29 protein-coding genes are annotated in these 26,969 nt (G+C 68.2%); 20 read left to right on the top strand and 9 right to left on the bottom strand.

Annotated elements, in window-relative coordinates; genetic code table 11:
* Positions 1–191 precede the first annotated feature (191 nt).
* From AB4Z37_RS08290 to AB4Z37_RS08275, 4 genes are all read left to right on the top strand, one after another.
* Positions 192–1,037, top strand: coding sequence for an outer membrane protein (locus AB4Z37_RS08290; RefSeq protein WP_441516229.1), 846 nt, complete (start codon positions 192–194; stop codon positions 1,035–1,037).
* Positions 1,038–1,333: 296 nt separating this feature from the next.
* Positions 1,334–2,221 carry a LysR substrate-binding domain-containing protein gene (locus AB4Z37_RS08285; protein ID WP_441516228.1) on the top strand — a complete coding sequence of 296 codons (888 nt, stop codon included), beginning with the start codon at positions 1,334–1,336 and terminating at the stop codon, positions 2,219–2,221.
* A gap of 368 nt (positions 2,222–2,589) precedes the next feature.
* Entirely contained in the window at positions 2,590–3,861 is a 1,272-nt protein-coding gene (gene gabT, locus AB4Z37_RS08280; protein ID WP_441516227.1) for a 4-aminobutyrate--2-oxoglutarate transaminase, read from the top strand.
* A 30-nt stretch (positions 3,862–3,891) separates the two neighbouring features.
* A complete protein-coding gene (locus AB4Z37_RS08275; RefSeq protein WP_441516226.1) occupies positions 3,892–5,343 on the top strand; it encodes an NAD-dependent succinate-semialdehyde dehydrogenase in 1,452 nt (483 codons plus the stop codon).
* Positions 5,344–5,424: 81 nt separating this feature from the next.
* Here AB4Z37_RS08275 and AB4Z37_RS08270 read toward each other — a convergent pair whose 3' ends face one another.
* Entirely contained in the window at positions 5,425–5,868 is a 444-nt protein-coding gene (locus AB4Z37_RS08270; protein WP_441516225.1) for a MarR family winged helix-turn-helix transcriptional regulator, read from the bottom strand.
* Positions 5,869–6,074: 206 nt separating this feature from the next.
* On the opposite strand from AB4Z37_RS08270, the gene AB4Z37_RS08265 reads away from it, so the two are divergent.
* Positions 6,075–6,815: an esterase/lipase family protein gene (locus tag AB4Z37_RS08265; RefSeq protein ID WP_441516474.1), complete on the top strand. Its 741-nt coding sequence runs from the start codon at positions 6,075–6,077 to the stop codon at positions 6,813–6,815.
* A gap of 168 nt (positions 6,816–6,983) precedes the next feature.
* Here the strand turns inward: AB4Z37_RS08265 and AB4Z37_RS08260 are convergent, their stop codons facing one another.
* Entirely contained in the window at positions 6,984–7,196 is a 213-nt protein-coding gene (locus AB4Z37_RS08260) for a hypothetical protein (protein ID WP_441516224.1), read from the bottom strand.
* A 335-nt stretch (positions 7,197–7,531) separates the two neighbouring features.
* On the opposite strand from AB4Z37_RS08260, the gene AB4Z37_RS08255 reads away from it, so the two are divergent.
* Positions 7,532–7,753 carry a hypothetical protein gene (locus tag AB4Z37_RS08255; RefSeq protein WP_441516223.1) on the top strand — a complete coding sequence of 74 codons (222 nt, stop codon included), beginning with the start codon at positions 7,532–7,534 and terminating at the stop codon, positions 7,751–7,753.
* Here AB4Z37_RS08255 and AB4Z37_RS08250 read toward each other — a convergent pair.
* Both AB4Z37_RS08250 and AB4Z37_RS08245 read right to left on the bottom strand, forming a co-directional pair.
* A complete protein-coding gene (locus AB4Z37_RS08250; RefSeq protein WP_441516222.1) occupies positions 7,737–8,993 on the bottom strand; it encodes an MFS transporter in 1,257 nt (418 codons plus the stop codon). The genes AB4Z37_RS08255 and AB4Z37_RS08250 overlap by 17 nt on opposite strands.
* A 95-nt stretch (positions 8,994–9,088) precedes the next feature.
* A complete protein-coding gene (locus AB4Z37_RS08245) occupies positions 9,089–9,976 on the bottom strand; it encodes an NmrA family NAD(P)-binding protein (protein WP_441516221.1) in 888 nt (295 codons plus the stop codon).
* Positions 9,977–10,076: 100 nt separating this feature from the next.
* Here AB4Z37_RS08245 and AB4Z37_RS08240 point away from each other — a divergent pair, with 100 nt between their 5' ends.
* The 5 genes from AB4Z37_RS08240 (at position 10,077) to AB4Z37_RS08220 (ending at position 15,015) form a co-directional block, all read left to right on the top strand.
* Positions 10,077–11,006, top strand: a complete 930-nt coding sequence (locus AB4Z37_RS08240) for a LysR family transcriptional regulator (protein ID WP_441516220.1) — start codon at positions 10,077–10,079, stop codon at positions 11,004–11,006.
* 137 nt (positions 11,007–11,143) lie between these two features.
* Positions 11,144–11,587, top strand: coding sequence for an abscisic acid-deficient protein Aba4 family protein (locus AB4Z37_RS08235; RefSeq protein ID WP_441516219.1), 444 nt, complete (start codon positions 11,144–11,146; stop codon positions 11,585–11,587).
* A gap of 215 nt (positions 11,588–11,802) precedes the next feature.
* On the top strand, positions 11,803–12,462 hold the full coding sequence (locus AB4Z37_RS08230) for an isochorismatase family protein (RefSeq protein WP_441516218.1): 660 nt from the start codon (positions 11,803–11,805) through the stop codon (positions 12,460–12,462).
* A complete protein-coding gene (locus tag AB4Z37_RS08225; protein WP_441516217.1) occupies positions 12,440–13,693 on the top strand; it encodes an MFS transporter in 1,254 nt (417 codons plus the stop codon). The genes AB4Z37_RS08230 and AB4Z37_RS08225 overlap by 23 nt, the downstream gene beginning before the upstream one ends.
* Positions 13,694–13,839: 146 nt before the next feature.
* Positions 13,840–15,015, top strand: a complete 1,176-nt coding sequence (locus AB4Z37_RS08220) for a 4-hydroxybenzoate 3-monooxygenase (RefSeq protein WP_441516473.1) — start codon at positions 13,840–13,842, stop codon at positions 15,013–15,015.
* A gap of 423 nt (positions 15,016–15,438) precedes the next feature.
* Here AB4Z37_RS08220 and AB4Z37_RS08215 read toward each other — a convergent pair whose 3' ends face one another.
* A complete protein-coding gene (locus tag AB4Z37_RS08215) occupies positions 15,439–16,641 on the bottom strand; it encodes a LysR family transcriptional regulator (RefSeq protein ID WP_441516216.1) in 1,203 nt (400 codons plus the stop codon).
* A gap of 192 nt (positions 16,642–16,833) precedes the next feature.
* On the opposite strand from AB4Z37_RS08215, the gene AB4Z37_RS08210 reads away from it, so the two are divergent.
* The 8 genes from AB4Z37_RS08210 to AB4Z37_RS08175 all read left to right on the top strand — a co-directional run bounded on the left by AB4Z37_RS08210 (position 16,834) and on the right by AB4Z37_RS08175 (position 24,544).
* Positions 16,834–17,538, top strand: a complete 705-nt coding sequence (locus AB4Z37_RS08210) for an isochorismatase family protein (protein WP_441516215.1) — start codon at positions 16,834–16,836, stop codon at positions 17,536–17,538.
* Positions 17,539–17,765: 227 nt separating this feature from the next.
* Positions 17,766–18,995 carry a gallate dioxygenase gene (locus AB4Z37_RS08205; protein WP_441516214.1) on the top strand — a complete coding sequence of 410 codons (1,230 nt, stop codon included), beginning with the start codon at positions 17,766–17,768 and terminating at the stop codon, positions 18,993–18,995.
* A gap of 90 nt (positions 18,996–19,085) precedes the next feature.
* Complete coding sequence (locus AB4Z37_RS08200; RefSeq protein WP_441516213.1) at positions 19,086–20,288, top strand: ABC transporter substrate-binding protein; 1,203 nt, start codon at positions 19,086–19,088, stop codon at positions 20,286–20,288.
* Positions 20,288–21,151 (top strand): branched-chain amino acid ABC transporter permease, encoded by an 864-nt coding sequence (locus tag AB4Z37_RS08195; protein ID WP_441516212.1) that lies wholly within the window; start codon positions 20,288–20,290, stop codon positions 21,149–21,151. The genes AB4Z37_RS08200 and AB4Z37_RS08195 overlap by 1 nt, the downstream gene beginning before the upstream one ends.
* Positions 21,148–22,110, top strand: a complete 963-nt coding sequence (locus tag AB4Z37_RS08190; RefSeq protein ID WP_441516211.1) for a branched-chain amino acid ABC transporter permease — start codon at positions 21,148–21,150, stop codon at positions 22,108–22,110. Before AB4Z37_RS08195 ends, AB4Z37_RS08190 begins: the two co-directional genes overlap by 4 nt.
* Positions 22,107–22,880, top strand: coding sequence for an ABC transporter ATP-binding protein (locus tag AB4Z37_RS08185; RefSeq protein ID WP_441516210.1), 774 nt, complete (start codon positions 22,107–22,109; stop codon positions 22,878–22,880). The genes AB4Z37_RS08190 and AB4Z37_RS08185 overlap by 4 nt, the downstream gene beginning before the upstream one ends.
* Positions 22,867–23,565, top strand: a complete 699-nt coding sequence (locus tag AB4Z37_RS08180; RefSeq protein ID WP_441516209.1) for an ABC transporter ATP-binding protein — start codon at positions 22,867–22,869, stop codon at positions 23,563–23,565. The genes AB4Z37_RS08185 and AB4Z37_RS08180 overlap by 14 nt, the downstream gene beginning before the upstream one ends.
* A 154-nt stretch (positions 23,566–23,719) precedes the next feature.
* Positions 23,720–24,544, top strand: a complete 825-nt coding sequence (locus AB4Z37_RS08175; RefSeq protein WP_441516208.1) for a creatininase family protein — start codon at positions 23,720–23,722, stop codon at positions 24,542–24,544.
* A 21-nt stretch (positions 24,545–24,565) separates the two neighbouring features.
* Here the strand turns inward: AB4Z37_RS08175 and AB4Z37_RS08170 are convergent, their stop codons facing one another.
* Positions 24,566–24,892: a PilZ domain-containing protein gene (locus AB4Z37_RS08170; protein ID WP_441516472.1), complete on the bottom strand. Its 327-nt coding sequence runs from the start codon at positions 24,890–24,892 to the stop codon at positions 24,566–24,568.
* A 208-nt stretch (positions 24,893–25,100) separates the two neighbouring features.
* Here AB4Z37_RS08170 and AB4Z37_RS08165 point away from each other — a divergent pair, with 208 nt between their 5' ends.
* Positions 25,101–25,262 carry a Flp family type IVb pilin gene (locus tag AB4Z37_RS08165; RefSeq protein WP_441516207.1) on the top strand — a complete coding sequence of 54 codons (162 nt, stop codon included), beginning with the start codon at positions 25,101–25,103 and terminating at the stop codon, positions 25,260–25,262.
* A gap of 66 nt (positions 25,263–25,328) precedes the next feature.
* Here the strand turns inward: AB4Z37_RS08165 and AB4Z37_RS08160 are convergent, their stop codons facing one another.
* From AB4Z37_RS08160 to AB4Z37_RS08150, 3 genes are read right to left on the bottom strand one after another with little or no spacing between them, the layout of a single operon-like run.
* The gene (locus AB4Z37_RS08160; RefSeq protein ID WP_441516206.1) at positions 25,329–25,547 is read right to left on the bottom strand and encodes a hypothetical protein; all 219 of its coding nucleotides are present in this window, start codon (positions 25,545–25,547) and stop codon (positions 25,329–25,331) included.
* A 27-nt stretch (positions 25,548–25,574) separates the two neighbouring features.
* Positions 25,575–25,802: a hypothetical protein gene (locus AB4Z37_RS08155; RefSeq protein WP_441516205.1), complete on the bottom strand. Its 228-nt coding sequence runs from the start codon at positions 25,800–25,802 to the stop codon at positions 25,575–25,577.
* Positions 25,803–25,843: 41 nt separating this feature from the next.
* Complete coding sequence (locus tag AB4Z37_RS08150) at positions 25,844–26,818, bottom strand: GGDEF domain-containing protein (RefSeq protein WP_441516471.1); 975 nt, start codon at positions 26,816–26,818, stop codon at positions 25,844–25,846.
* Positions 26,819–26,969: the final 151 nt, after the last annotated feature.

Raw genomic sequence — 26,969 nt, 5'->3', positions numbered from 1 at the left:
GCCTGTCGATCGAGCAGGAGTGCTGTCGTAGATGGAGCGAAAACCATTGCGGCACAGGCATAACTATCATCGCGCAAAACCTGACGGAACTTGTCGAGTGTTGCTGCAGCCACACAGAATTCCGTGCACGCCTGGCATAGGATGACTCCAGTCATTTTGCGAATGTTGGTCGTCATCAGGGGGAATTGCAGATGAAAAAGGTTTTGCTCTCCACCGCGGTCGCCCTGGTTGGCATCGCAACTGTCGCGGGCTCGGCGTCGGCCGCTGACCTCGCCGCGCGCCCCTACACCAAGGCGCCGCCGATCGTCGAACCGATCTTCACCTGGACCGGCTGGTACATCGGCGTCAACGGTGGTGGTTCCTTCGGCGGCTCTTCGACCGGCAAGCTCGCTGCGTTCTCGACAGCTCCCGCCGGCAACGACTTCACCCCGGCTGTGGCCGCGGGCGGCACGCCGCGTGCGCTCGGCGTCAAGCACAACGGCGGCTTCGGCGGCGGCCAGATCGGCTACAACTGGCAGACAGGACCGTGGGTCTGGGGCCTCGAGACCGACATCCAGGGCGCCAGCATCGGCAGCGCCTCGACGGTGGTCTTCCCCGGCGGCGGCGGCATCGTCCCGAGCGTCTCCACCGGCCGCGATCGCATCGACTGGTTCGGCACCTTCCGTGGCCGCGTCGGCTATGCCGCCGACCGTGTGCTGTTCTACGCCACCGGCGGTCTCGCCTATGGCGAAGCCAAGAGCAGCATCAGCAATATCTACACGCCCAATACCGCCGGCGTGTTCGTCGGCAGCAAGAGCGATACGCGGGTCGGCTGGGCCGCAGGTGCCGGCATCGAGTGGGCCTTCCTGCCGGGCTGGAGCCTGAAGGGCGAATATCTCCATGTCGACCTCGGCCGTACCAGTGTGAACGCCACCGACCCCATCAACTTCCCGGGCGGCGCGTTCGCGACCTACCGCTTCAAGCACGACTTCGACAGCGCGCGTGTCGGCATCAACTATCACTTCAACAGCCTTGGCCCGATCCTCGCCAAGTACTGAGTGGGGTGCAGGACTTCGTTTCGACTGGACTTCACTTCGATCGTCTCCTCCCAATCCCAGCAAACTGGCCCGGCCTCGTGCCGGGCTTTTTGTTGGGGTCTCGCGAAGCCGCGGCGCCACGCGCCGTGGGCAAGCGCGCCACCCCAGAGGGCCGACCGCATTTGTGGTTGGCGCGCGTGTGTGTCACAAGGGCGGCGTCGCCGGCACCGGCCGGCGACGTCTGACGGAGATGCACGAGCGACCATGGGCTACCCCATCGCGATGACAGGGCCTGCCGCGGCCACGACAATCTGGCCATGACCCGTCCGCGTCTGCCGCCCCTGATTGCCCTCCGTGCATTCGAAGCGGTGGGCCGCACCGGCAGCGTGCGCGCCGCCGGCGATGAGCTCGCGGTCAGCCATACGGTGGTGTCCCGTCACGTCCAGAACCTGCAGAAGAGCCTCGGCATCGTGCTGGTGCGCGGCGAGGGCCGCGGCCTCACCCTGACCGAGGCCGGGGCCGCCTACCACGCCCAGATCGCGCAGGCCTTCGACATCATCGCCCGCGCCACCGTCGCGGTGCGCCCGGCGACGCGGCCGGCGCTGAACATCTGGTGCATACCCGGCCTTGCCAACCGCCGTCTGCTGCCGCGCCTGCCGGAACTGACGGGGCCGCCGCGCAACTGGGAAGTCAATCTGCAGCCGACGCTGTCGCATCCGGACCTTGCGCGCGGCGAGGCGGATGCGGAGATCGTCTATGCCGACGTCACCGAGGCGCGCGGCGCGCTGATGGCCGAGGCGCTGGTGCGGCCGCGGGTGTTTCCGGTGGCGAGCCCGGCCTATCTTGCGCGCTATCCCGCGTTGTCGCGCCTGAGCGACCTCGCGGCCATCGCGCTGATCCACGAGGAATCCACCGAGCAGTGGGAGCGCTGGTTCGCGCTCGCCGACGTCGCCGACCTGCCGCCGCTGCGCGGCCAGCGGCTGTGGCATGCCCACCTCGCCATCGAGGCGGCGCGGCTCGGCCAGGGCGTCGCGCTCGCCAACGACGTGCTGGTCGCCGACGACCTCCGCGGCGGCGCGCTGGTCGAGGTGATGACGTCGGAGGTGCACATGGGCACCTACCAGCTCGTCGCGCTGAAAGAACGCTGGAGCGAGCCGGTCATCGCCGCGCTGCGCGACTGGCTCAAGCAGGCGCTCGCGGTGTAGGCGCGGCGCCGTCCGGCGAGGTCGGTGGTGTGTTGCGATGGCCCCGGATACGGGGCGATCGCCCACACGCATTCTGCCTCATCCCGAGGAGCCTGCGCAGCAGGCGTCTCGAGGGATGGTGGTCTGGCGATGCCGTGGCCTCATGGTTCGAGACGGCGCTTTGCGCCTCCTCACCATGAGGGGCAGGCGCCAGTGCCCTCGGTGCATTTTTCCGAAAGCCTGAACCCGTGACCCGGATGAGTGCTGCGACATCCGGGACCGATGGCGCCCGCATTGGTGCATTCAGGTCACCAGAGCCGACGGAGAAGCTGATTGTCCGCCGGCCAGCGGTGCTTACGTTTCCTGTCGCGGATGACAGGGAGACGTGGATGGCGGCGAATGCGGAGTTGCTGGCGCGGCGGCAGGCGGCGGTGGTGCGCGGGGTCGGCCATGCGACGCCGGTGTTCGCGGCCAGGGCGCTCAACAGCGAGGTGTGGGACGTCGAGGGACGCCGCTACATCGATTTCGCCGGCGGCATCGCGGTGCTCAACACCGGCCACTGCCACCCTCACGTCATGCAGGCGGTGCGCGACCAGCTCGAGCACTTCACCCACACCTGCTTCCAGGTGCTGCCGTATGAGCCCTATGTCGCGCTCGCCGAGCGCCTCAACGCGCTGGCGCCGATCAATGGCCCGCTGAAGTCGATTTTCCTCTCCACCGGCGCGGAGGCGACCGAGAACGCGGTCAAGATCGCCCGCGCCGCCACCGGCCGCAGCGGCGTCATCGCCTTCACGGGCGGCTTCCATGGCCGCACCGCGCTGGCCTCGGCGCTGACCGGCAAGGTCGTTCCCTACAAGATGGGCCTCGGCCCGGCGCTGCCGGATGTCTGGCATGTGCCGTTCCCCGTCGGCGACGTTTCGGTCGAGGACGCGCTGCGCCACATCGGCTTCATCTTCAAGGCTGATATCGACGCCTCGCGCGTCGCCGCCATCATCATCGAGCCGGTACAGGGCGAGGGCGGCTTCCACCAGGCGCCGGTCGAACTGATGCGCGGCCTGCGCCGCATCTGCGACGAACACGGCATCGTGCTGATCGCCGACGAAGTGCAGACCGGCTTCGGCCGCACCGGCACCATGTTCGCCATGGAGCACTACGATGTCCAGGCGGACCTGATCTGCGTCGCCAAGAGCCTCGCCGGCGGTCTGCCGCTGTCGGGCGTCATCGGCCGCGCGGTGATCATGGACGCCGCCGAACCCGGCGGCCTTGGCGGCACCTATGCCGGCAATCCGCTGGCGTGTGCTGCAGCGCTCGCGGTGCTCGACGTGTTCGAGCGCGAGAATCTCGTGGCCCGCGCCAACGCCATCGGCGCGCGGCTGCGCGCGGCGATCGCGCGCTTCGCCCGCGCCAACGCCCTGTTGCCGATGTCGCCGCCGCGTGGCCCGGGCGCGATGATCGCGTTCGATCTTGTCAAGCACCGTGGCGGCGACGATCCCGACGCCGCTGCGACAAAGCTCGTCACCCGGCGCGCCCATGAGAACGGCCTCATCCTGCTGTCGTGCGGCACCAACGCCAACACCATCCGTTTGCTGGTGCCGCTCACCGCCTCCGACGACATCATCGACGAAGGCCTCGCCATCCTGGAGCGCTGCCTCTCTGTGTGAGGCACGCTCGTAACTGAAGGACCGATGACCATGCTGACCTTGAAGGATCCCTCCCTGCTGACCGACCGCTGCCTGATCGGCGGTGAATGGACGGGCACGCCGGTCGACGATGTGCTCAATCCGGCGACCGGCGCGCGCGTCGGCGGAGTGCCGCGGTTCGGCGCTGGCGAGGCGCTCGCCGCCGTGCGCGCCGCGGGCGCGGCGTTTCCGAAGTGGTCGAAGCTGCTCGCCAAGGAGCGCGCCACGCTGCTGCGCCGCTGGAACGACCTGATCCTCGCCAACCGCGACGACCTCGCACTGATCCTGACATCCGAGCAGGGCAAGCCGCTGAGCGAAGCCAAGGGCGAGATCGACTACGCCGCCTCCTTCATCGAGTTCTACGCCGAGGAGGCGCGGCGCATCTATGGCGAGACCATTCCCTCGCACCGCGCCGATTCCCGCACCCTCGTCATCAAGCAGCCGGTCGGCGTCGTCGCCGCGATCACGCCGTGGAATTTCCCGGCGGCGATGATCACCCGCAAGGTGGCGCCGGCGCTCGCCGCCGGCTGCACCGTGGTGGTCAAGCCGGCGCCGGAGACGCCGTTGACCGCGCTCGCGCTCGGCGTGCTGGCGCAGCGCGCCGGCATCGACGGCGGCATCCTCAACATCATCACCGGCGACGCGCCAGCGATCGGCGAGGTGCTGACCGAGAATCCGCTGGTGCGCGCCATCAGCTTCACCGGCTCGACCGAGGTCGGCAAGATCCTGATGCGCCAGGCGGCGTCCACGGTGAAGAAGGTCGGCCTCGAACTCGGCGGCAACGCGCCGTTCATCGTGTTCGACGACGCCGATCTCGATGCGGCGGTCGAGGGCACGCTGGTGTCCAAGTTCCGCAACATGGGCCAGACCTGCGTGTGCGCCAACCGCATCTATGCCCAGGACAGCATCTACGATGCGTTCGTCGCCAAGCTCGCGGAGAAGGTCGCCGCGCTCAAGGTCGGCAACGGCATCGACGACGGCGTGACGCAGGGCCCGCTGATCACCACCGAAGCGATCGACAAGGTCGAGCGCCATGTCGCTGATGCCACCGCCAAGGGCGCCAAGGTCGTGCTCGGCGGCAAGCGCCATGCGCTGGGACGCACCTTCTTCGAGCCGACGGTGCTGTCGGGCGTCACCACCGACATGATCGTCACGCAGGAGGAGACGTTCGGCCCGGTCGCGCCGATCTATCGCTTCAAGGACGAAGCCGACGTGATCGCGCAGGCCAACGCCTCGCCCTATGGTCTTGCGGCGTACTTCTACGCCCGCGATCTCGGCCGCGTGTTCCGCGTCGCCGAGGCGCTGGAGTCCGGGATGGTCGGCGTCAACTCGGCGCTGCTCGGCGCCGATGTCGTGCCGTTCGGCGGCGTCAAGGAGTCGGGCCTCGGCCGTGAAGGCTCGCGCCACGGCATCGAGGAGTATGTCGACATCAAGTACATCCTGCTCGGCGGCCTCGACACGTAACGCCACAACGCTGCGACGACATGAAAAATGCCCGGCCTTGTGCCGGGCATTTGCGTTTGCTGGATCGGGCGCGGCGCGCGATCAATCGGGCATGTGGCCGGTCAGCGCCTTGTTGAGCGCGCGGACGCGATCGTTGAGATCGACGATCTGCTCGACCGAAAGGCCCGAGCGCTGCAGCAGCGTTTCCGTCAGGCAGCTGCTCTCGGCGCGCAGCGCCTTGCCCTGCGCGGTGAGGCTGACCACCACCTGGCGTTCGTCGGCGGGGTTGCGCTGGCGGGCGATGAAGCCGGCCTGCTCCAGCCGCTTGACCAGCGGCGTGATGGTGCTTGGCTCGAGCGCGAGGCGCTCGCCGATGGCGGAGATGGTCTGGCCGTCGTTCTCCCACAGCGCGCTCAGCACGAGGTATTGCGGGTAGGTGACGCCGAGGCCGTCGAGCAGCGGCTTGTAGGTGCGGTTGATCGCGATGGTCGTCGCGTACAGCGAAAAACACAGCTGCTGGTCGAGGGGAATCACGGGGGCGGGCATGGCGGCGGCTCCTGAAGTTCCGATTTGTCAGGACGTTATCACAAAAATGGTTATCGCGATAATATTTATCTAGACAATCGTCGAGGGCTGCGCTATCAATTGATTATCGCGATAAAGATTATCGTGAACTAAACAAGCAGGAGCTGACCATGTCCGTTGTCCGCAAGGCTTTCGCAACCGCCGTTTCGCTCGCCCTCACCGCCGCCATGATGCCGCAGGCTCACGCCCAGGCCGCCCCCACCGAGACCGCCCCGATCAAGTCGGTGGTCCTGGTCCATGGCGCCTTCGTCGACGGCTCGGGCTGGGAAGGCGTCTACAGGATCCTGAAGAAGGACGGTTACAAGGTCACCATCGTGCAGAACACGACCGCCACGTTCGTCGACGACGTCGCGGCGACCAGGCAGGCGATCGCCAACGCCGATGGCCAGGTCATCCTGGTTGGCCACTCCTATGGCGGCGCGGTGGTGTCGGAGGCCGGCAACGATCCGAAGGTGGCAGGCCTTGTGTATGTGGCCGCGTTCGCGCCGGACCAGGGCGAGTCGGTCGGTTCGCTGATCGCCCATCCCGCGCCGGGCGCGCCGGTGCCGCCGGTCCTGCCGCCGCAGAACGGCAATCTGCTCCTCGACAAGGCGAAGTTCGCGGCTGCCTTCGCCGCCGACGTCAAGCCGGAGCTCGCTGCGTTCATGGCCGATGCGCAGGTGCCGTGGGGTGTCGCCGCGCTGAACGGTGCCGTGACGCAACCCGCGTGGAAGACGCACAAGAGCTGGTATCTGGTCGCGACCGGCGATCACATGATCCCGCCCGCGGCGCAGCGCGCGATGGCCGCCCGCGCCAAGGCGACGGTCAGCGAAGTCGCCGGCAGCCACGCGATCTATGTGTCGCAGCCCAAGACCGTCGCCGCCGTGATCGAGCAGGCCGCGCGCGGCTCCGCGGTGACCGCAAGGTAGGACGGCCGCTCCAGAGGCAGGGTTTACGACTGCTGTCGGCACCAAGGCTTCCGGGCAACGGCCCGGGAGCCTTTGCCGTGTCGCGCGATCGCCATCGCAGGCAACGGGACCAGGTTGAGCGAAGGTGCGAGACCATGCGCGCGGGCCGCGATCCGCGCCGCGGTGAACTCAGTGCTTCTTGTCGGCCTTCTTCTTCGGCGCGCGGCCGATGGCGCACTGGGCGTCGATGATGGCGCGGATCTTGTTGCCGTCGAGCAGGTCGGGCGCGCGGCGATAGCCCTTTTCCACGAGCCTGGCCTGGACGCTGCGCCAGTCGGCATGGTCGCCCGAGGCGGCGAGGGCGACGGCCTCGCGAAACACCTCAACATCGTGCTTCTTCATCGACATGCTCTCATCACTGGTACGCAACGGCCTGGACGATCGATCCGCGTCCGGACGGACGCAGGGCGGTCGGCTGCCCGGGTGACATAGCCGTTTTTGCGCTGCATTCAAAGGCTCCGAAGGTCGGGGTAGTCGGGAACCCGATTGCCGCGGCGGGCCTGAGCTCTACGGCTTCTTAACCGTTGGCGGCCAGTGTCGGCGATGTGGCATGCGTGCGAGCGTGTCCGGGTGGACCGACCGCGCGCGACGCCGGTCGAGCTGTCGGCCCGCAGTATGATATGATGTGTTGTCACAGATGAGTCTCCCGGCCGGTCGATCCGACCCGGAGGATGGCGATGCGCTGGATGCTGGTTCCGCTCGTTGTCGTGGTGATGCTCGGGCTCGCGGCGTGCGAACCCGAGACCGAGACGACGAATTCAATCAAGCAATGCACCGCCGGCCTGACCGGCAGCGTGGCGCCGCGCAACCTCGATCAGTGCGTCGAGACCTGCAAGATCTGCGAGCACGGCAACACCATGAGCTGCACCACGGCCTGCAGGCTCAAGGGCGCGATGTGACCGCGGCCGGTGCCATCTGACGGCGTGTGCCGCGGCCGGCGATCACTGCGGCCAGCGTGAAGCCGAGGCCGACCCAGCACACGCCGGCCCAGCCCTGCCAGCTCCAGGCGAGACCGGCGAGCGCGGCTCCCGCCGCGCCGCCGATGAAGAACAGCCCGGTGTAGAGCGCGTTGAGACGGCCGCGCGCCTCCGGCCGCACGGTGTTGATGGCGATGCGTCCGAGCGTCTGGTCGGCGAACAGGCCGAGATCGAGCAGCACCGCCGCCCCCGTCAGCGCTGCGAGCGAGGCGGCGGGCCAGGCGGTGGAGGCGTGCAGGGCCCAGGGACCGTCGGCGGCAAGGCCGGCGACGACGATGCCTGCCACCGCGACGACATGGGCGAGCGTGGTGGCGCGATCGGACCAGCCGCGGTCGGCGATGCGGCCGGCGAGCGGCGCGATCAAGGCGCCGGACACGCCGGCGAGTGCGAACAGCGCGATGCCGCGCTGCCCGAAGTCGAACGGCGGCGCGGCGAGCCGCAGCGCCACCGCGGTCCAGAATGCGCCGAAGGCGCCCATCAGCAGCACCTGGTTCAGCGCGCGCTGCCGCAGGATGGGCTCGCTCACGATCAACGTGCCGAGCGAGCGGACCAGCGCCGGATAGCTCGCGCGCTGCGCCGGCCGCCGCGCTTCCACCATGCGGGCGAGAACGACGGCGATAATGGCGATCAGCACCGCGGTCAGGCCATAGAACGCGCGCCAGCCGCAGAACTCGGCGACGAGGCTCGCTGCCGGCCGCGACAGCAGCACGCCGATGACGATGCCGCTCTGCGCGGTGCCGACCACGCGGCCGCGCTCGGTGGCCGATGCGAGGTTGGCGGCGACGGTCAGCAGCATCTGCACGGCGGTGGTGGTGACGCCGACGGCGGCGGATGCGATCAGGAACAGCGCCGGCGTTGGCGCGACGATGCTGAGCAGCAGCGCGGCGACCGCGCAGGCCAGCGTGCCGACGATCAGCGGGCGGTGCGGGACGAGATCGATCAGCGGCACCAGGAAGACGAGGCCCGCGGCATAGCCGAGCAGCGTCACCGTGGTGGTGAGGCTCGCCGCCGCCGGGCCGAGGCCGAGCGCCGGGGCGATCAGGCCGATCAGCGGCTGCGATGCATAGAGGTTGGAGACGATGACGGCGATCGCAGCGGCGAGAAACAGCACGCGTGCGGTCGGCGTCGCCGGCGGCGCCGGCACGGCAGAAGACGAGGACATGTGACAAGAAGACATGGGGGAACCTGTGCGGCGGCAAGCGCCGGAATGAGGGGCGACGGTGGGACGCGGGCGCGGCGGCGCGCCCGTGCTGCGGATCACGCGGCGGAGGCGGCGTCGGTGCGGGCGAGATGCGCGACATAGTCGCGCAGGGTGCGCGGCGGCCGCTTCAGGATCGCGGTCAGCGTCAGGCTGTTGCCGCGCGAGCCGTAGCGGGAATAGGACTGGAACACGCGCTCGAGCTGCGCGAGCTGGCGCGCGTCGTAGGGCGGGCGCGCCATCTCCACCCATTCGCGGAAGCCGAGTTCGGCGGCCTCGATCCGCCGTCCCAGCACGTCGCCGATCAGCGCCGCGATCTGGTGGCGGTTGAGCGCGTCGTCGGCGCACAGCTCGAACGCGCCGCCGCTGAGGCGGTCGCCGGTCAGGGCCTCGGCGGCGACCTCGGCGACGTCGCGGTAGTCGACGCGCGCCAGCGCCGCGTTCGCGGCGAACGCCTCGACGAACACGCCGGTCGCGAGGATCGCCGGCCATGCGGCGGCGAGGTTCTGGAACACGGTTGCCGGGTACAGCAGGGTGTAGTCGAGCCCCGAAGTGAAGATCGCCTGCTCGACCGGCAGCTTGCTGCGGTGGTTGGCGAGATCGCCATTGGTCGGATGGATCACCGACGAGAACACGATCTTGCGCACGCCGCTGAGCTTGGCGACGTCGACCAGCGCGACGCCGAGCTCGGCCTCGTCAGCGACGAAGGCCGGGCCGAGATGGAAGACGGCGTCGATGCCGTCGAGCGCGGCCGGCAGGCGGTCGGGCCGGCGCAGGTCGCCGATGACGATCTCGCTGGCGCCGTTGGCGCGCGCGGCCGCCTCCGACGCCGGATTGCGCAGCAGCGCGCGGACCGTGGCGCCGCGGCGGGCGAGCTCGGTCGTGACAAGGCCGCCGAACCGGCCGGCGGCGCCGACGACCAGGATTTTGGCAGGGGGGATGGACATGGGCAGGTCTCCGTTGAAGTCCCGCACAGATGTCATTCCCGAAATTGTTGAGTAGGCGGTCATTATTTGAGATGGTCTCCCGAAAATCGGGAGATGTGGCATGACCTCGCCGAAGACCCCCGCCGGGGCAAAACGGCTGGACGATATCGCGATCTTCCTGGCGGTGGTCGAGCAGGGCAACCTGACCGCCGCGGCGCGGCATCTTGGCCGCCCGCTGCAATCGGTGAGCCGCCAGCTCGGCGCGCTGGAACGTGCGCTCGGCGTCGAGCTGGTGCGGCGGACCACCCACCATTCGCAGCCGACCGAGGCGGGCCTTGCGTTCTACCGGCGGGTGAAGCCCGCGCTGGCGGAGATCGCCGACGCCGGCCTCGAGGCGGCGAACCGCGGCGCCGAGCCGTCGGGCACGCTGCGCCTTGGTGCCTCCGTGCTGTTCGCGCCGGTCTTCGTCGTGCCGCTGATCGCGCGCTTCATGGCGCGCCATCCGAAGGTGATGGTCGATCTGCGGCTGTCGGACCGCTTCGTCGACATGATCGAGGACGGGCTCGATCTCGCCATCCGTATCGGCGAGCCCGGCGACACCGACCTCAAGGCGCGCCGCCTTGGCGCGTTGCGCCGCGTGGTGTTCGCCGCGCCGTCCTATCTCGCGGCGCGCGGCCGCCCCCGCCATCCCCATGACCTCGCCGAGCATGCCTGCGTCATCCGCAGTACCGATCCCGATTCGCAGCGCTGGGCCTTCATGATCGACGGCAGGCTCGCCCATGTGCGGGTCGACGGTGCGTTCCGCTCCGACAACACCATGGCTGTGCAGGCCGCGGTGGCCGAGGGGCTCGGGCTCGGCACCGCGCCGCTGTGGCAGCTGCGCGCGCTGCTGCAGGCGGGCGCGGTCGAGATCGTGCTCGCCGACTACGAGCTGCCGCCGGTGCCGATCCATGTGGTGTGGCCGCCGAGCAAGCTGCTTGCGGCGCGAACGCGGCTTTTCATCGACCATCTTGCGGCGGGCCTCGCGCGGCAGCTCGATTGTCCGGATTGAATCCGTGCCATGCCGCCGCCGTATCATGCTGATGCAAGGTCCGGCGGCGACGGTGCGGCCATGATCCCGGCCGATCCGTCGTGCCGCGCGCCGGTCGTCGGCGTGCGCGGGCCGGCCGCAGCAGGAGCGACAAGGCCGTGCTTGATGTTCATTCCGTGATCCCGATCGCCACCGCCACCGCGTGTGCCGGCTGGCTGGGATTGATCGTCGCGCTGTTTGCGCGGCCCGCGCTGCCGATCGCGCGCACGGTGGCCACCGTGATCATCCCCGGCCTGCTGGCGGTGGCTTATGTGGTGCTGTTCATCCGCGGGTGGGACGCCCTGCACGGCGTCGTCGGCGCGCTCGCGCAGTTGCAGGCGTTGCTCGCCGACGATGCGACGTTCGCCGCCGGCTGGCTGCACTATCTCGCCTTCGATCTGTTCGTCGGCGCGTGGATCGTGCACGAGAGCGATCAGTTCGATCTGCCGCGATGGCTGATCGTGCCGTGCCTTGTGCTGACAGCGCTCGCCGGGCCCGCGGGCCTGCTCGCGTTCATCGTCGTGCGCGCCGTGGTGCCACGGCTGATCGCCACGGCGCCGTGAGCATTGTGCTGCGCGTGCAGTGCGTGCGGCGCTGCTGCACCCGCGAACGCGCATAAGCGATTTCGATCGGGTCTTTGAGTGTTTCGCATTGTCGCGGCGCGTGGCCGCGGCGAATGCTTTCGCAGGATGTGCGGTTACCCTACGGTGCCGCCGCTTCGCGGCCAGAAGCGTGACGACGAACGTCACGCCGGTCGCACGACCTGCGGAGACGACCCTTGACCCACGCCCATCCGACCGCCGCCGAGCTCTACGCCATCGACCCCGCGCGCTGCGCGCTGCTGATCGTCGACATGCAGAACGATTTCGTCCGCGAGGGCGCGATCATGGAGGTCGCGATGGCGCGCCGCTTCCTGCCGGCGATGCAGGCGGTCCAGGCACACTGCCGCGCGCTTGGCATCCCCGTGCTCTACACCGCCCACGTGCTGTCCGACGCCTTCGACGTTTCGCCGCTCGAAGTCGCGCTGCAGCCGCGGCTGCGCGTCGGCGGCATGCGGCCGGGCACCGACGGCATCGAGGTGGTGGCGGAGCTGACGCCGCAGCCGGACGAAGTGGTGATCCACAAGCACCGCTTCGACGCGTTCTACAACACGCGGCTCGACACCGTGCTGCGCAACATCCGCGGCCCCGGCGTCGTCGACACCCTGATCATCATCGGCACCGTCACCAACATCTGCTGCGAGTCGACGGCGCGCAGCGCCTTCATGCGCGACTACAAGGTGCTGTTCATCAGCGACGCCAATGGCGGCCTCGACGACGCCTCGCAGCAGGCGACGCTGCGCATCATCGGCAGCGTGTTCGGCCGCGTGCTGAGCACGGCGGACTTCATCAAACAAGCAACACAGGAGGAACGTGATGGCGACAACAGGCGGGACTGATCGTGGATACGAATGGAAGGCGGTGACGCTGCTCGGGCTGGGCTTCGGCCTGCTCGGCTTCGACCGCTGGCTGATCACCCCGCTGTTTCCGGCGATCATCGCCGATCTCGGCCTGACCTATCAGCATCTCGGCATCATCGTCGGCGTGCTGGGCATGGCCTGGGGGCTGTTCTGCATCATCATGGGCAACGTCTCCGACCGGATCGGCCGCCGCAAGGTGCTGATCCCCTCCATCATCATCTTCTCGGTGCTGTCGGCGCTGTCCGGCTTCACCGCCGGGTTCGTCAGCCTGCTGGTGGTGCGCGTGGCGATGGGCGTTGCCGAGGGCTCGTTCGGCGTCACCAGCGTGGCGGCGGCGGGCGAGGCGTCGCATCCGCGCCGGCGCGGCCTCAATCTCGGGCTGCAGCAGAGCCTGTTCGCGCTGTTCGGGTTCGGCCTCGCGCCGATCGTGGCGACCCAGCTGCTCGGCGTCCTGCCGTCCTGGCGCTGGGTGTTCGTGGTCTCGGCGCTGCCGGGCCTCGTGCTCGCGGTGTTGCTGGTGCGGGTCATCCGCGAGCCGGCGCCTGTCGCGGCGACCGCCGGTGACGTGCGCTGGCGCGACCTGCTGCGCACCCGCAACGTGCTGGTAGCGATGCTCGGCCTGCTCTGCGCCATGAGCGGGGTGTTCGTGATGGGGGCGATGATCCCGAATTACCTCGTCGACTATCTCAAGCTGTCGACGCCGCAGATGGGCTTCGTGATGTCGGCGATCGGGTTCGGCGGCTTCCTCGGCGAGTTCGGCGTCTCCGGCGCCTCCGACCTCGTCGGCCGCCGGCCGGCGATGCTGCTGGCGTTCATCGGCGCGGCGGCGTTCCTGTTCGGCTTCATGCATGCGGGCGCCAGCCCCGTGCTGCTGTTCGTCTGCCTGTTCGGCTCGGCGTTCTTCTGCCTCGGCATCCTGGCGCTGCTCACCGGGCCGGTGTCGACGGAGGCGGTGCCGGCCTCGCTCGCGGCGTCCGCGATCGGGCTTGTCGCCGGCGCCGGCGAGATCTTTGGCGGCGGCGTCGCGCCGTTCGTCGCCGGCTTCATCGGCGATCGTTTCGGCATCCAGTACACGCTGGACCTCGCCCTCGGCGGCCTCGTCGCCGGCATGGCGGCGAGCCTGTTCCTGCGCGAGACGGCGCCCCGCCGCACGGCCGTGACCGACGCTGCGCCGGTGCTGCCGGCGGCCGAGACCGCATCCCCCCGATAAGCAGTTTCGATCAGGGTATTTTGCATTTCGCCTTGTCTCGCCGGCGGGGGCCGGCAGACTGCATCCTGAACGTCTTCAACGTTCCGGCCGAGGCGGCGCCTGCCGCTTCGGCCTTCAAAGCTGATCAAGATATGGCTGATCAAGATATGCGCACTCAGGTTGGAATCATCGGCGCCGGCCCGGCCGGACTGTTTCTCTCGCATCTGCTGCACCGCGCGGGCATCGACTGCGTCGTGCTCGAGGCGCGCAGCCGCGCCTATGTCGAGGGGCGGGTGCGGGCCGGCGTGCTCGAGCCCGGCACCATCGAGACGCTGGAGGCACTCGGGCTCGGCGATCGCATGCACCGCGAGGGCATGATCGACGAAGGGCTCGACATGCGGTTTCGGGGCAAGAATATCCACCTCGACCTGCCGGAGCTGACCGGCAAGCGCGTCATCATCTATGGCCAGCAGGAGGTGGTGAAGGATCTCATCGCCGCGCGCGTCGCTTCCGGCCAGCCGCTGGTGTTCGACGCCAAGGTCACCGAGCTCGCCGACCTCGACGGCGAGCGGCCGCGCATCCGCTACCTGCACGACGGCGAGGAGAAGACGCTGGAGTGCGATTTCATCGCCGGCTGCGACGGCTTCCACGGCGTCAGCCGCGCCGCGGTGCCGCAGGACAAGATCACCACCTACGACCGTGTCTATGATTTCGCCTGGCTCGGCGTGCTGTCGCGGTCGCGGCCGATCGCCGACATGACCTACACCAACAGTGACCGCGGCTTCGCGCTGTGCAGCCGCCGCTCGATGCAGGTGTCGCGCCTGTATCTCCAGGTCGGCGCCGACGAGGATCCGGACAACTGGTCGGACGCGCGGTTCTGGGATGAGCTGCATGCCCGCATGTTCGACGAGGGCCGCACCGAGATCGTCGAGGGCGAGATCTTCCAGCGCGACCTCGCGCGGCTGCGCTCGTTCATCGCTTCACCCATGCAATACGGCCGCCTGTTCCTCGCCGGCGACGCCGTGCACATCACCCCGCCCGCCGGCGCCAAGGGCCTCAATCTCGCGGTCGCCGACGTCCGCGCGCTCGCCGGCGCGGTGACCCATTTCTACAAGAGCGGCCGGCGCGACAAGCTCGACCGCTATTCCGAGCACTGCCTCAAGCGGGTGTGGAAAGCGGTCGGCTTCTCGACGCGCCTCACGGGCCTCTTGCACAAGTTCCCGTCGCACACCCCGTTCGAGCGCGAGCTGCAGCTCACCGAACTCGAACACCTCCACGGCTCCCGCGCGGCCCAGACGGCGATCGCCGAGCAGTATGTCGGGCTGCCGTTCGAGCCGATCTGACAGGGGGCGTACAGCTTCTCTCGCGGGATGTTGCTTCCTTCCTCATGGTGAGGAGCGCGGCCTCGGCCGCGCGTCTCGACCATGAGGCCGAGGCCGTGCGCGCACGTCGCTGACAACCGGCGTCGTCGCACCGGGCCTCTCCTTCGAGACGCCCGCTGCGCGGGCTCCTCAGGATGAGGAGTTGACGGTTCAGGCACGACGAAGACGGTCACGAGCTCCGCTCGCGTGAGAGGGGGCGTATCGACATATTCTGCGTCATCACCGGGCTTGACCCGGTGATCCAGCTTCAAAAAGCTCTCATCGCGTTGCGCGGATCTGGATTGCCGGGTCGAGCCCGGCAATGACGCGTTGGGTGGGACCGGCACCGAGCGTCACATGCCGCGTTATGCGGAGGCATATGCAGCGCCATGGCCAGCCTGCGCCCTACAGCTTCCCGATCGCGTGCAGTTCGTCCATCAGCAGCCGGGCCGCCAGCGACGGGCTGGAGGACGGGCGTTGCAGGATGCCGATCGGGCGGCGCGTCTCCGGCAGCGCGGCGGGCAGGACCGCCAGCAGCTTTGCGGCGATCTCGTGGTGGTAGAGGTGCGCCGACACCGCGGTCATGAGGTCGCTGCCGAGCAGCAGGCCGCGGGTGATGGCGAGGTCGGCGGTCTCGACCGCGACGCGGGCCTTGCCGAGGCCGCGCGCGGCGAGCGCGCGCTCCAGCAGTTCGCGCGTCGGCGTGCCGCGCTGCGGCAGCACCCAGCTCACGGCGGAGAGATCGGCGGGTGTGATCTGCCGCTTGCGCGCCAGCGGATGATCCTTGCGCACCACCAGTGACAGCAGGTCATGGGTCACCACTTCGCGCGACAGCCCGATGGTGTGCTCCGGCTCGCGCAGCGCGCCCAGCATGAAATCGATGTCGCCGGCGCGCAGCCGCATCGCCAGATGCTCGAACGAGGCTTCGACCGTCGACACCGTCAGCTTGGGGTACTGCTTCATCAGGCGGATGATCGCGGTCGGCAGCAGCCGGGCGCGCCCCAGCGACAGCGTGCCGACGATGACGCTGCCGGCCATCGCGCCCTGCAGCGAGGCGATCTCGAGCTCGCCGGCACGGATTTCCGCCAGCGCGCGGCGGATGTGCATGCCGAGCAGGGCGCCGAGCGGGGTCGGCTGCAGGCCGCCAGCGCTGCGGCTGAACAGCCGCACGCCGAGCCCGCTCTCGATCTCGCGCAGCGCCTGGCTCGCCGCGGGCTGCGAGATGCCGAGGCTGTCGGCGACCGCGCCCATGTGATGCTGCTCGACCAGCTCGACGAACACCAGAAGGCGCTGGCGCCCGATCGCGAGCGCAAAGATCGGCGCCTGCGCCACCGACTTGACGGCAGGGCAGGCGGCGGTGAACGCGGCGCGGGCGGCGTCCATTTCGGCGAAGGCGCGCTCGACGCGGACCTGCAGCGCGCGGCCGAACTCGGTGAGCAGCATGCCCTGTGCGCGCCGCTCGAACAGCGGCACGCCGACGTCCTTCTCCAGCTCCTTGATGGTGCGCGTCACTGCGGACTGTGCCCGGCGGATCAGTTCGCTGGAGCGGATCACGCTGCCGGATTGCGCCACCGTCAGGAATGCCCGCAGATGCCTGGTGTTGAGCACGGTTCGTTTCGTCCCCCTGCGCCGGTTGCGTCGAGGAACCGGTGCGCCCGGTTCTCGCGATAAGCTTTTTAGATAGCGCCGCGCTTGATTTGCGCCTAGGCAGCGCCGCGCCGCAAGACAATTCTAGGGGTAGTTTCGCGTGGCTGCCTTTCGTGCCGCGCAGACCCGTCAGTGCCAACCATGGAATCCGCGATGCAGCCACCGGCCCCCTATGTCATGCCGTCCTATGTGATCGACCGCGTCATGAAGAAGCGTGGGCGGCTGCGGGTGTTCGACCGCTTCGAGCCGCGCGAGACCGCGCTGGTGGTGGTCGACATGCAGACCTTCTACGTCTCCGACGTGCCCCCCGCGATTGCGATCATCCCCAACATCAATCGCCTGGCGCGCGTATTCCGTGAGCGCGGCGCCCATGTCGCCTGGGTCAAGATGACCGCGGGCGAGGGCGGCCGCAGCCTGTGGCCGCTGTACCACGACTATTTCTTCAGCAAGGAGAACGGCGAGCGCCATCGCGACAACCTCACGGAAGGCGCGCCGGGCCACGCGCTGCATCCCGACCTCGATCCCAGGGACGGCGACATCGTCGCCACCAAAAGCCGCTTCAGCGCGTTTCTGCCGGGCGTGTCCGACCTGCCGGAGAAACTCGCGGCCAAGGGCATCCGCAATGTCGTGATCACCGGCATGCTGACCAATTTCTGCTGCGAGACCTCGGCGCGCGACGCCATGATGCTCGACTACCGCGTCGCCATGGTCTCCGACGCCAACGCCGCGCGCTTCGCCGAGGACCACAATGTCGGCTTCACCACCGTGTTCCAGAGTTTTGGCGACGTGGTCACGGTGGCCGAGACGATCGACGATCTCGTGGTCAGTGCAGAGGACAAGGCGCGAACGGGGGCGTGAGCGCTGCGATCGCGGGCATCGCGGCTGCGCAATGCCCGCGGACCGTGCAAGTCCTCATAAGCGTTTTAGATGCCATTTTTCCGTTTTGCGGCTATCGCTGCCGCAGGGGTGGATCAGAATCGCCGCGGCGGATCACATGCGGCGCTCGGCGGATGCTCCGCCACGGTGGTTGAACATACAGCGTGGCTGCACGGCAGTTGTGAACGGGTGAAGGAAGGACAAGGCGAATGGCAAGGATCATCGGCGGCATCGGCTCCTCCCACGTGCCGACCATCGGGGTCGCTTACGACAAGAACAAGCAGGAGCAGCCGGCGTGGGCGCCGCTGTTCAAGGGCTTCGAGCCGGCGTTCGACTGGCTGAAGGAGAAGAAGCCCGATGTACTGCTGTTCTTCTACAACGACCATCTCAACGCCTTCTTCTACGACCTCTATCCGACCTTCGCGCTCGGCGTCGCGCCGAGCTACGATGTGGCTGACGAGGGCGCCGGCCGCCGGCCGCTGCCGACGCTCGCCGGCCATCCCGGGCTTGCGACCCACATCGCCGAGAGCCTCGTCAACGACGAGTTCGACCTCTCGGTGTTCCAGGATCGCCCCCTCGATCACGGCGTGTTCTCGCCGCTGCCGCTGCTGTGGCCGCACAACGACGGCTGGCCGGGCGCGGTGATCCCGATCGAGGTCAATGTCGTGCAGTATCCGCTGCCGACGGCGATGCGCTGCTTCAAGCTGGGGCAGGCGCTGCGCCGCGCGGTCGAATCGTATCCCGAGGACCTCTCGGTGGTGGTGGTCGGCACCGGCGGGCTGTCGCACCAGATCCATGGCGAGCGCACCGGCTACAACGACACCGATTGGGACATGCGCTTCATCGACCTCATCGAGAAGGACCCGATGACGCTCGCGAACATGCGCCATGTCGACTACATCCGCCTCGGCGGCGCCGAGAGCGTCGAGGTGATCATGTGGCTGGCGATGCGCGGCGCGCTCAGCGACGACATCACCAAGGTGCACCAGAACTACTATCTCGCCACCACCACCGCGATGACCGTGCTGGTGTTCGAGGAGAACAATCCGGGCGCGCCGGCGAAGACACAGGCCCGCAGCGGCAATCCGCAGCTCGCCGGTGTCGAGGATATCGCCGGCACGTACGCCTTCGACATCAAGACCGGCACCGAGCGAATCCGCCTCAACCGCTTTTTCTGGAACATGAAGGAGCCGGCGTTCCGCGATGCGTTCGAGCAGGACGAGGCGGCCGCCTGCGACAAGGCCGGCCTGACCGCGGAGGAGACCAGGCTGGTGCGTGAGCGCGACTGGATCGGTCTCGTGCGCTACGGCGCCAACTTCTTCGTGCTGGAGAAGTTCGCCCGTCTCGTCGGCAAGACCAATCTCGAGGTCTATGCCTCGATGCGCAACGAAAGCTTCGAGGAATTCCTGGCGACCCGCCAGGTGCCCGACGCGCGCTGAGACCGCTGACACTTTCACGTCCGGGCGCGCCGCGCCCGGACCAATGACGACAAGGGGCCCGCGAGGCCCTGCCAATCAGGAGACATGTCGATGCCAGGCTTGCGCGGTGGGTGGGGTTTCAGGGGGAGGGCGGCCGCTGGCCTCGCGGCGCTGCTCGCGGTGCTGGCGCCGGCGGCGTCCCGCGCCGCGGACGGCAAGCTGACCATCGGCGTGGTGCTGCCGATGTCCGGCGCCTTCGCCGACCAGGGCCAGCATTACGAGAACGGCATCAAGCTGTACCAGAAGCTGCACGGCACCACGGTCGCCGGGCTCACCGTCGAGACGGTGGTGCGTGACGACCAGGGCCCCGGCTCCGGCGATCTCGCCCGGAGGCTGACCCAGGAGCTGATCGTCCGCAACAAGGCCGATGTCATCCTCGGCTACAGCTTCACGCCCAACGCCATGGCGGCGGCGTCGCTGCTGACGGAGGCGAAGAAGCCGGCGGTGATCGTCAACGCCGCGACGTCAGTCATCACCGAGAAGTCGCCGTACTTCGTGCGCGCGTCCTTCACCCTGCCGCAGCTCGCGGCCTCGCTCGGCCGCTGGGCGGCGCGCAACGGCATCAAGACCGCCTACACCATCGTCTCCGACTACGCGCCGGGCATCGACGCCGAGACCTGGTTCAAGCAGAGTTTCGAGGCGCGCGGCGGCAAGGTGATCGGCGATGCCCGCACGCCGGTCAGCGCCATGGAGTATGCGCCATTCCTGCAGCGCGCCATGGAGGCCAAGCCCGACGCGGTGTTTGCCTTCAATCCCGGCGGTGACGTCTCGGTGGCATTCATGAAGTCTGCCAGGGAGCGCGGATTGACCAAGGCCGGCATCAAGCTGCTGGTCACTGGCGACGTCGTCGACGACAACCTGCTGCCGGCGATGGGCGACGCGGTCGACGGCGTGATCTCGACGCTGCACTACCAGGTCGATATCGAGAACCGCGCCAATGCCGAGTTCCTCAAGGGCTTTCGCGAGATGTTCGGCCCGGCCGCGGTCCCGAGCTACCGCGTGGTGCAGGGCTATGACGCCACCGCGATGATCTACAAAGCGGTTGAGAAGACCAAGGGCAACCTCGACGCCGCTGCGCTGATGGAGGCGTTCAAGGGCATGACCGTCGACAGCCCACGCGGCCCGATGACCATCGATCCCGCCACCCGCGACGTCGTCCAGAACATCTACATCCGCCAGGGCCAGCTGAAGGACGGCGCCTGGCGCAACCTCGCCATCGACACCATCGAGGACGTCAAGGACCCCGCGAAGTAATGAGCGGCCTGATCTCCGTCATCGCCGATGGCGTCGCCTACGGCATGCTGCTGCTGTTGTTCTCGGTCGGCCTGTCGGTGACGCTGGGGCTGATGCGCTTCATCAACCTCGCCCATGGCGCGTTCGCCATGTGCGGGGGCTATGTCGCTGCTCTGGCGCTGGGCCGCGGTGGCGTGCCGTTCCTCCTGACCTTGCCGCTGGCGTTTGCTGTCACCGCGCTGATCGGCATCGCCGCCGAGCGCACGGTGATCCGGCATGTCTACGCCATGCCGGCGCTGCAGCAGGTGCTGTTCTCGATCGGGCTCGCCTTCGCTGCGAGCGCCGTCGCCACCATCCTGTTCGGTCCGCAGCAGCAGGCGATGCTGCTGCCGGACTGGCTGACGCAGCCGGTTGACCTGTTCGGCCTGCACATCGGCGGCTATCGCGTGTTCCTGGTGCTGGCGGGCCTGCTCGCGACCGCCGCGTTGTTCCTGCTGTTCAACCGCACGCTGTTCGGCGCGCGCATCCGCGCCGCCGTCGACAGCCGCCGCACGGCCGAGGGCATCGGCATCAATGTCGACCGCCTGTTCGCGGTGGCGTTCGGCCTCGGCGCCGGGCTCGCCGGCCTCGGCGGCGCGCTGTCGGTCGGCTTCCTCGGCCTCGATCCGACGTTTCCGTTCAAGTACCTCACCATCGTGCTGATGGTGGTGGCGATCGGCGGCCCCGGCTCGATCGGCGGCTCGGTGCTCGCCGCCCTTGGCCTTGGCGTCATCGATGCGGTGTTCAAGTATCTCTGGCCGGAGGTCGGCTCGTTCGTGATCTATGGGCTTCTGGTGATCATGATGATCGCATTCCCGACCGGCCTTGCGGGGCGACGCGCATGAAGACGCTGCCCTCCGCCGGCCTCGGCTGGCTGCTGCTCGCCGCCGCCGTGATCGCCTATCTCCTGCTGCCGGATTACCTGCTGCTGCTCGGCAATCTCTGCATTCTCGCCATCTTCGCGCTGTCCTACGACCTGCTGCAGGGCCATGCCGGCATCGTGTCGCTGGGCCACGCGGCATTCTTCGGCATCGGCGCCTTCACCGCCGCGCTCATGGCCCATGCCGGCATCGCCGAGCCGCTGCTCGGGCTTGCGGGTGCGACCTTGCTCAGCGCGGTGGTGGCGCTTGTCCTGACACCCGTCGTGGTGCGCGGCAACGACTTCACCCGCCTGCTGGTGACGCTCGGCATCGGCTTCCTGTTCTACGAGGCCGCCAACAGCGCGCGCTGGCTCACCGGCGGCGCCGACGGCATGCCGGATTTCGAGGTCGGCCCGGTGCTGGGGCTGTTTTCGTTCGATTTCCTCGGCCGCACCGCGTTCTTCTATGCGCTCGCCGTGCTGGTCGCGGTGTTCGTGCTGCTGCGGCGGGTGACGCAGTCGCCGTTCGGCCTCGCGCTCAGGGGCCTTCGCGAGAACAGCCGCCGCATGCCGGCGATCGGCGCGCCGGTCGCGCGCCATCTCGCCATGGCCTACACGCTGTCCGGCGCCATTGCCGGGCTCGCGGGGGCGGTGCTGGCGCAGACCACGCGCTTTGCTTCCATCGACATGCTCGGCTTCGACCGTTCCGCCGAGGTGATGATGATGACCACCATCGGCGGCTCCGGCAGCATTCCCGGCGTCGTGCTCGGTGCCGCGGCGTTCGGCTTCCTCAAGGATTATCTGTCCGCGGTGTCGCCGAAATACTGGCACCTCGGTCTCGGCCTGGTGCTGATGGTTTCGGTGTTCGTGATCCGCGGCGGCATTGCCGGCGCGCTCGCCGTCGGCGTCAGTGCACTGCGGCGGCGGTTCGGAGGCGCGCGATGACGACGGATACGACGAACGCCATCGCCGCCAGCGGCCTCACCGTGCGCTTCGGCAACTTCACCGCCGTCGGCGGCGTTGATCTCGGCATCGCCGCCGGCAGCCGCCACGCCCTGATCGGCCCCAACGGCGCCGGCAAGACCACGCTGGTGCATGCGCTCACTGGCGGCCTGCGGCCGACCGCGGGCAGTGTCCATCTCGGCGGCCGCGACGTCACGCGGCTGCGCGAGGCAGGTCGCGTCCGCCTTGGGCTGGCGCGCACCTACCAGATCAACCAGCTGTTCCGCGGCCTGAGCGTGCTCGACAACGTCATGCTCGCGATCTTCGAGCGCGACCGCAAGACGTTCGCGTTCTGGCGCCGCGCGGCGCGCGACAGCGCCGTAATCGAGGAGGCGCGCGGCCATCTCGCCTTCGTCAACCTCGCTGACCATGCCGAGCGCATCGTCGCGACGCTGCCCTACGGCCTGCAGCGTCTGTTGGAGATCGCGGTGGCGCTGGCAACGAAGCCGCGGGTGCTGGTGCTGGACGAGCCCGCCGCCGGCGTGCCGGCGGCGCAGAGCGAGGCGATCTTCGAGCGCATCCATGCGCTGCCGCGTGAGCTGACGCTGGTGTTCGTCGAACACGACATGAATCTGGTCTTTCGCTTCGCCGAGCGCATCACCGTGCTGGTCGCCGGCCGCGTCCTGACCGAGGGCACGCCGGCGGAGATTTCGGCCGACGAGCGCGTGCGCGAGGTCTATCTCGGCCGCAGGGGGCACCATGCCGCTGCTTGAGATCGAACACCTCACCGCGGGCTATGGCGAGGCCGTGGTGCTCGACGACATGAGTCTTGCGGTCGACGAGGGCGAGTGCCTCGCGGTGCTCGGCCGCAACGGCGTCGGCAAGACCACGTTGATGCTGGCGGTGATGGCCCATGCCCGGCGCTTCGGCGGCGCGCTACGTTTCGCCGGCGAGGATATCGTTCGCCTGCCGGCCAACGAGCGGGTGCGGCGCGGGCTCGGCTGGGTGCCGCAGGAGCGCGACATCTTTCCGTCGCTGACCGTGGAGGAGAACCTGCTGGTCGCCCACAGGCGCGGCGGTCGCTTCGACCTCGCGGCGATCTATCGCCTGTTCCCGCGGCTGCGGGAGCGGCGGCGCAATGGCGGCGACCGCCTGTCCGGCGGCGAACAGCAGATGCTGGCGATCGGCCGCACGCTGATGACGGATCCGCGCCTGCTGCTGCTCGACGAGCCGTTCGAGGGCCTCGCGCCGGTGATCGTCGACGAGCTCGAAGACACGCTCAAGCGCCTGCGCAGCGAGTTCGGCTTTGCGGTGGTGCTGGTCGAGCAGCGCGCCGAGGACGTGCTGCGGCTGTCCGACCGCGCCATCGTCCTCGACCGCGGCCGCATCGTGCTGCAGGGCGCCTCGGCGGCACTGCTCGCGGACTTCGGCAAGGTGCATGAATGGATCGCGGTGTGAGCGATGGCGATACGAACTACTTCCTCATCCTGAGGAGCCGCGAAGCGGCGTCTCGAAGGATGAGGCCGAGGCGTCACTGGCCTCATGGTTCGAGACGCGCGGCAAGCCGCGCTCCTCACCATGAGGAGACCGCGAAGCGCGAGGAGACGTATTCATGAGCGACAACCTGCTGGCCGGCACCATGGCCGAGATGACGGCGACTGCGGTCGCGGCGGCGGCGCGGCGCAAGGCGGCGGTGCTGCTGCCGGTCGGCGTGATCGAGGCCCATGGCCCGCACCTGCCGGTCGGCACCGACGCCTTCATCGCGCTGGCGCTGTGCAAGGCGACGCAGCGCTATGCGGCGGAGGCCGGCCGCGAGACCATCATCGCGCCGCCCAACTACTGGGGCATCAACGCGGTGCTCGGCGAATTCACGGGCTCGTTCCGCATCCGCGCCGAGACCGCGAAAGCGCTGCTCGCCGACGTCATCGCGTCGCTGATCGCCAACGGCTTCCCCGAGATCCACATCGTCAGCCATCACGGCGACCGCGCCCACAACGAGATGATCCTCGCGGTGCTGCGCGAAGTCCATGCGCAGGGCCATGCCGGCGTGCGGCTGCTCTATACGCCGGTGCGCTGGAAGATGATCGAGCGCCTCGGCGACACCGGCAGGGAGCCGTGGTGGGTGCCGTGGGACTACGATCCGCGGCTGGAGGCCTTTCGTGTCACCGGCATTCTCGGCGTCCATGCCGACGAGTACGAGACGGCGGCGATCATGCGCTACCATCCCGAGACCGTCGATATCGAGGCGCTGCGTCAGCTCGCGCCGACACAACTGACGCTGGAAGATCTCGCGGCCTGGCGCACCGGCGGCGAGGCCGCGCGGCGCCTGACGCCCGACGGCTATTTCGGTGCGCCCAATCCGATCGATCCCGAACTGTGGCGCCACTACGACGAGACCGCGCGCATCATGGCCGCGGCGATCAGCGCCCCGCATTGAGGCCGCCGCGCGGCGTGCCCGTCATTCGTCGGCGTAGGCTGCGCCCTGGCGCTGCGAGGACTTTTTCTTCTTGCCGGCCATCTGCTTGAGGAAGCGCACCTCGAGCTGGTCGCCGTTGAGGCGCTCGAGCTCGCAGCGGCGATAGACCAGACCAGTGGACGAGAGAAGAAGAAAAAACTCCTTGAGGTTGAGTCCTTCGACGGAACCTTCGACGATCAGCGATGCATTGGTGTCCGAGATGCTCTCGACGACACAGTTGCGCCGCCAGGTCCCGTCGATTCCCATGAGATGCGCGGTAATGCCACGTGAAAACGTGACTCGATCGATCTCGGCTCGCTCTGCAGGCATTTCCCACGTCTCGGTTCGCACGGCCGCCCGGGAGGACAGCAGGGCGCTCTTGATCAAGATTAGGCGTGACCGGCTAACAAGCCGTTAGAGCGAGCAGGCGAGGCAGCGGCGATCGAGGTCGCCGCGCCAGCGAATTTTTACCGCATTGGTTCGGAAATTCACCTAGGCATTTACGCGGGGTTCAGTCCTCTGGCGCATTGTTCCCGCCATGGCGAAGCTCATTAAACGTTTCTTGATCGATGAAAAGGGCGCGACTGCGATCGAGTACGCCTTGATCGCCTCCGGCATCGCGCTCGTGATCATTGTGTCGGTCACCAACATCGGCGCGGCGGTGAAAGCGAAGTTCGTCAGCCTCGGCGCCGCGTTCTGATCGGCGGCGTGCGACGATGTGTCGCGCGCGGTCCTGGGAGCGGATCGCGATCCTGATAGCCCGGCATCACAGTGGTACCGGAGCGCGAAGCGCGTCGAAGCCGGGCCCCGTCAGCCTGATCTCTGCGGGCGCAACGGAGTCACGCCGCTCGATCCAGCCCTTGTTCAACAGCGACAGCAGCAAGCGCTTGCCGGCCGGAACAGGCAGCTTGTGAAGCGACGCCCAGCGGCCGGATCGCAGATGATGCAGCAACTGGCGCTCGCGATGGTTGGCGAAGGACATCATTCCGGAATGTCGCTGTCGCGATGACGTTCAGTGCGTGCGCGTTGCGGCGGAGCGCATGCGGGCGCGCTGCCGTGAGGTGTTGTCCGCGCTCATGGCCTCTGCCAGCAGGATCAGCTCCATGCGCCTGGCTTGATCGGGGATCGCCAGGAAGGCCTGCACCAGCCGAAGGGCGAACAGCGCGTCTTCGTCGCATGACGTCACGGCAGGGCCGAAACCGTCCTGCACAGCATCTGCATTTTTGGGCGTCTTCTTCATGCTCGCATCCATTCATTGAGGCTGAAGGGGCGTGGTGGCGGTCAGGCCGGAACCGGCTCGTCGTCGAACTCCATCACGGTGCGGTTGCGTCCGGTCGTCTTGGCGCGGTAGAGCGCGCGGTCACAGCGCTCGATTGTCTGCTCGATCGCCTCTCCGGGCCTGAACCTGGCGACGCCGATCGAGACGGTGATGCCCGGAAGCACTTCGCCGGTCGAGCGCCGCGTGATGCGGCAATCCGCGATCGCGCAGCGCAGCCGCTCCGCCCGCTTCATGCAGTCCTCGATCGCGGTATCGGTAAACACCGCAATCAGTTCTTCGCCGCCGTAGCGAGCCGCGAGGTCGGTGATCCCCGTAAAGCGGCCGAGCAGCTCCGCCGTCAGGCGCAGCACCTGATCGCCGACCTGATGCCCGAAACGGTCGTTGAAGGATTTGAAGCGGTCGATATCCAGCAGCAGAATGCTGAGATCCTGCCCGTATTCCATCGCCGCGATTTGCGCGCTGCGGAGAAAATCGTCGAGCGTTCGGCGATTGGCGAGGCCTGTCAGTCCGTCGGTGCTTGCCCGCTCCTCGGCGTGCTGCAGCGAGGCGCGGATCTGCTCGATCTCCTGGGAGCTGCGGGTGAGATCCTCTTCCAGCGCGGCGGCCCTGGTGGCCGCGCGCGACAGCGCGTTGATCAGGCTGGCGATGATGGCCCGCGTGTCTTCGCTGCGCTCGATCTGCGTCGCGACATCGCCGAGCGCATGGATCTGGCTGCGGTTGTCGGTGATCGCGGTGCCGAGCAGCGTCCGCGCCGTGTCGAGGGCAGCCTGCAACTGCGCGGAGACTTCGCCGGTGACCGCATCGCCGTGCGACCGGATGTAGGTCTGAAACAGGTCGCGGTTGGTCGAGGCGTCGAAGCGCTTCCTGGAATTGATCAGGATGTCGATGGTCTTGTTGAGATCCGGCACGCTGCCGGTCGAATAGTTGAACCAGACCTCGAAATTATGAGGGATCGGCGGCACGGCCTGCTTCGACATCCACTTCAGTGAACGGTCGGCCGCCGCGATCGCATAGTCGTAGTCGATATGATCGAGAACTTCGCTCATCAACAGTCCCCCCCGTTTGGTCGGCCGCGGCTTTCCGGCAAACCACCCGACGGAATAAACAGCAGATTCTGAGATGAAATTG

This window comes from Bradyrhizobium sp. 2TAF24, assembly GCF_052115025.1.
Lineage (GTDB): Bacteria > Pseudomonadota > Alphaproteobacteria > Rhizobiales > Xanthobacteraceae > Bradyrhizobium_A.
The sequence above is the reverse complement of the archived record's forward strand: the minus strand, read 5'-3'. Positions and strand labels throughout refer to the sequence as shown.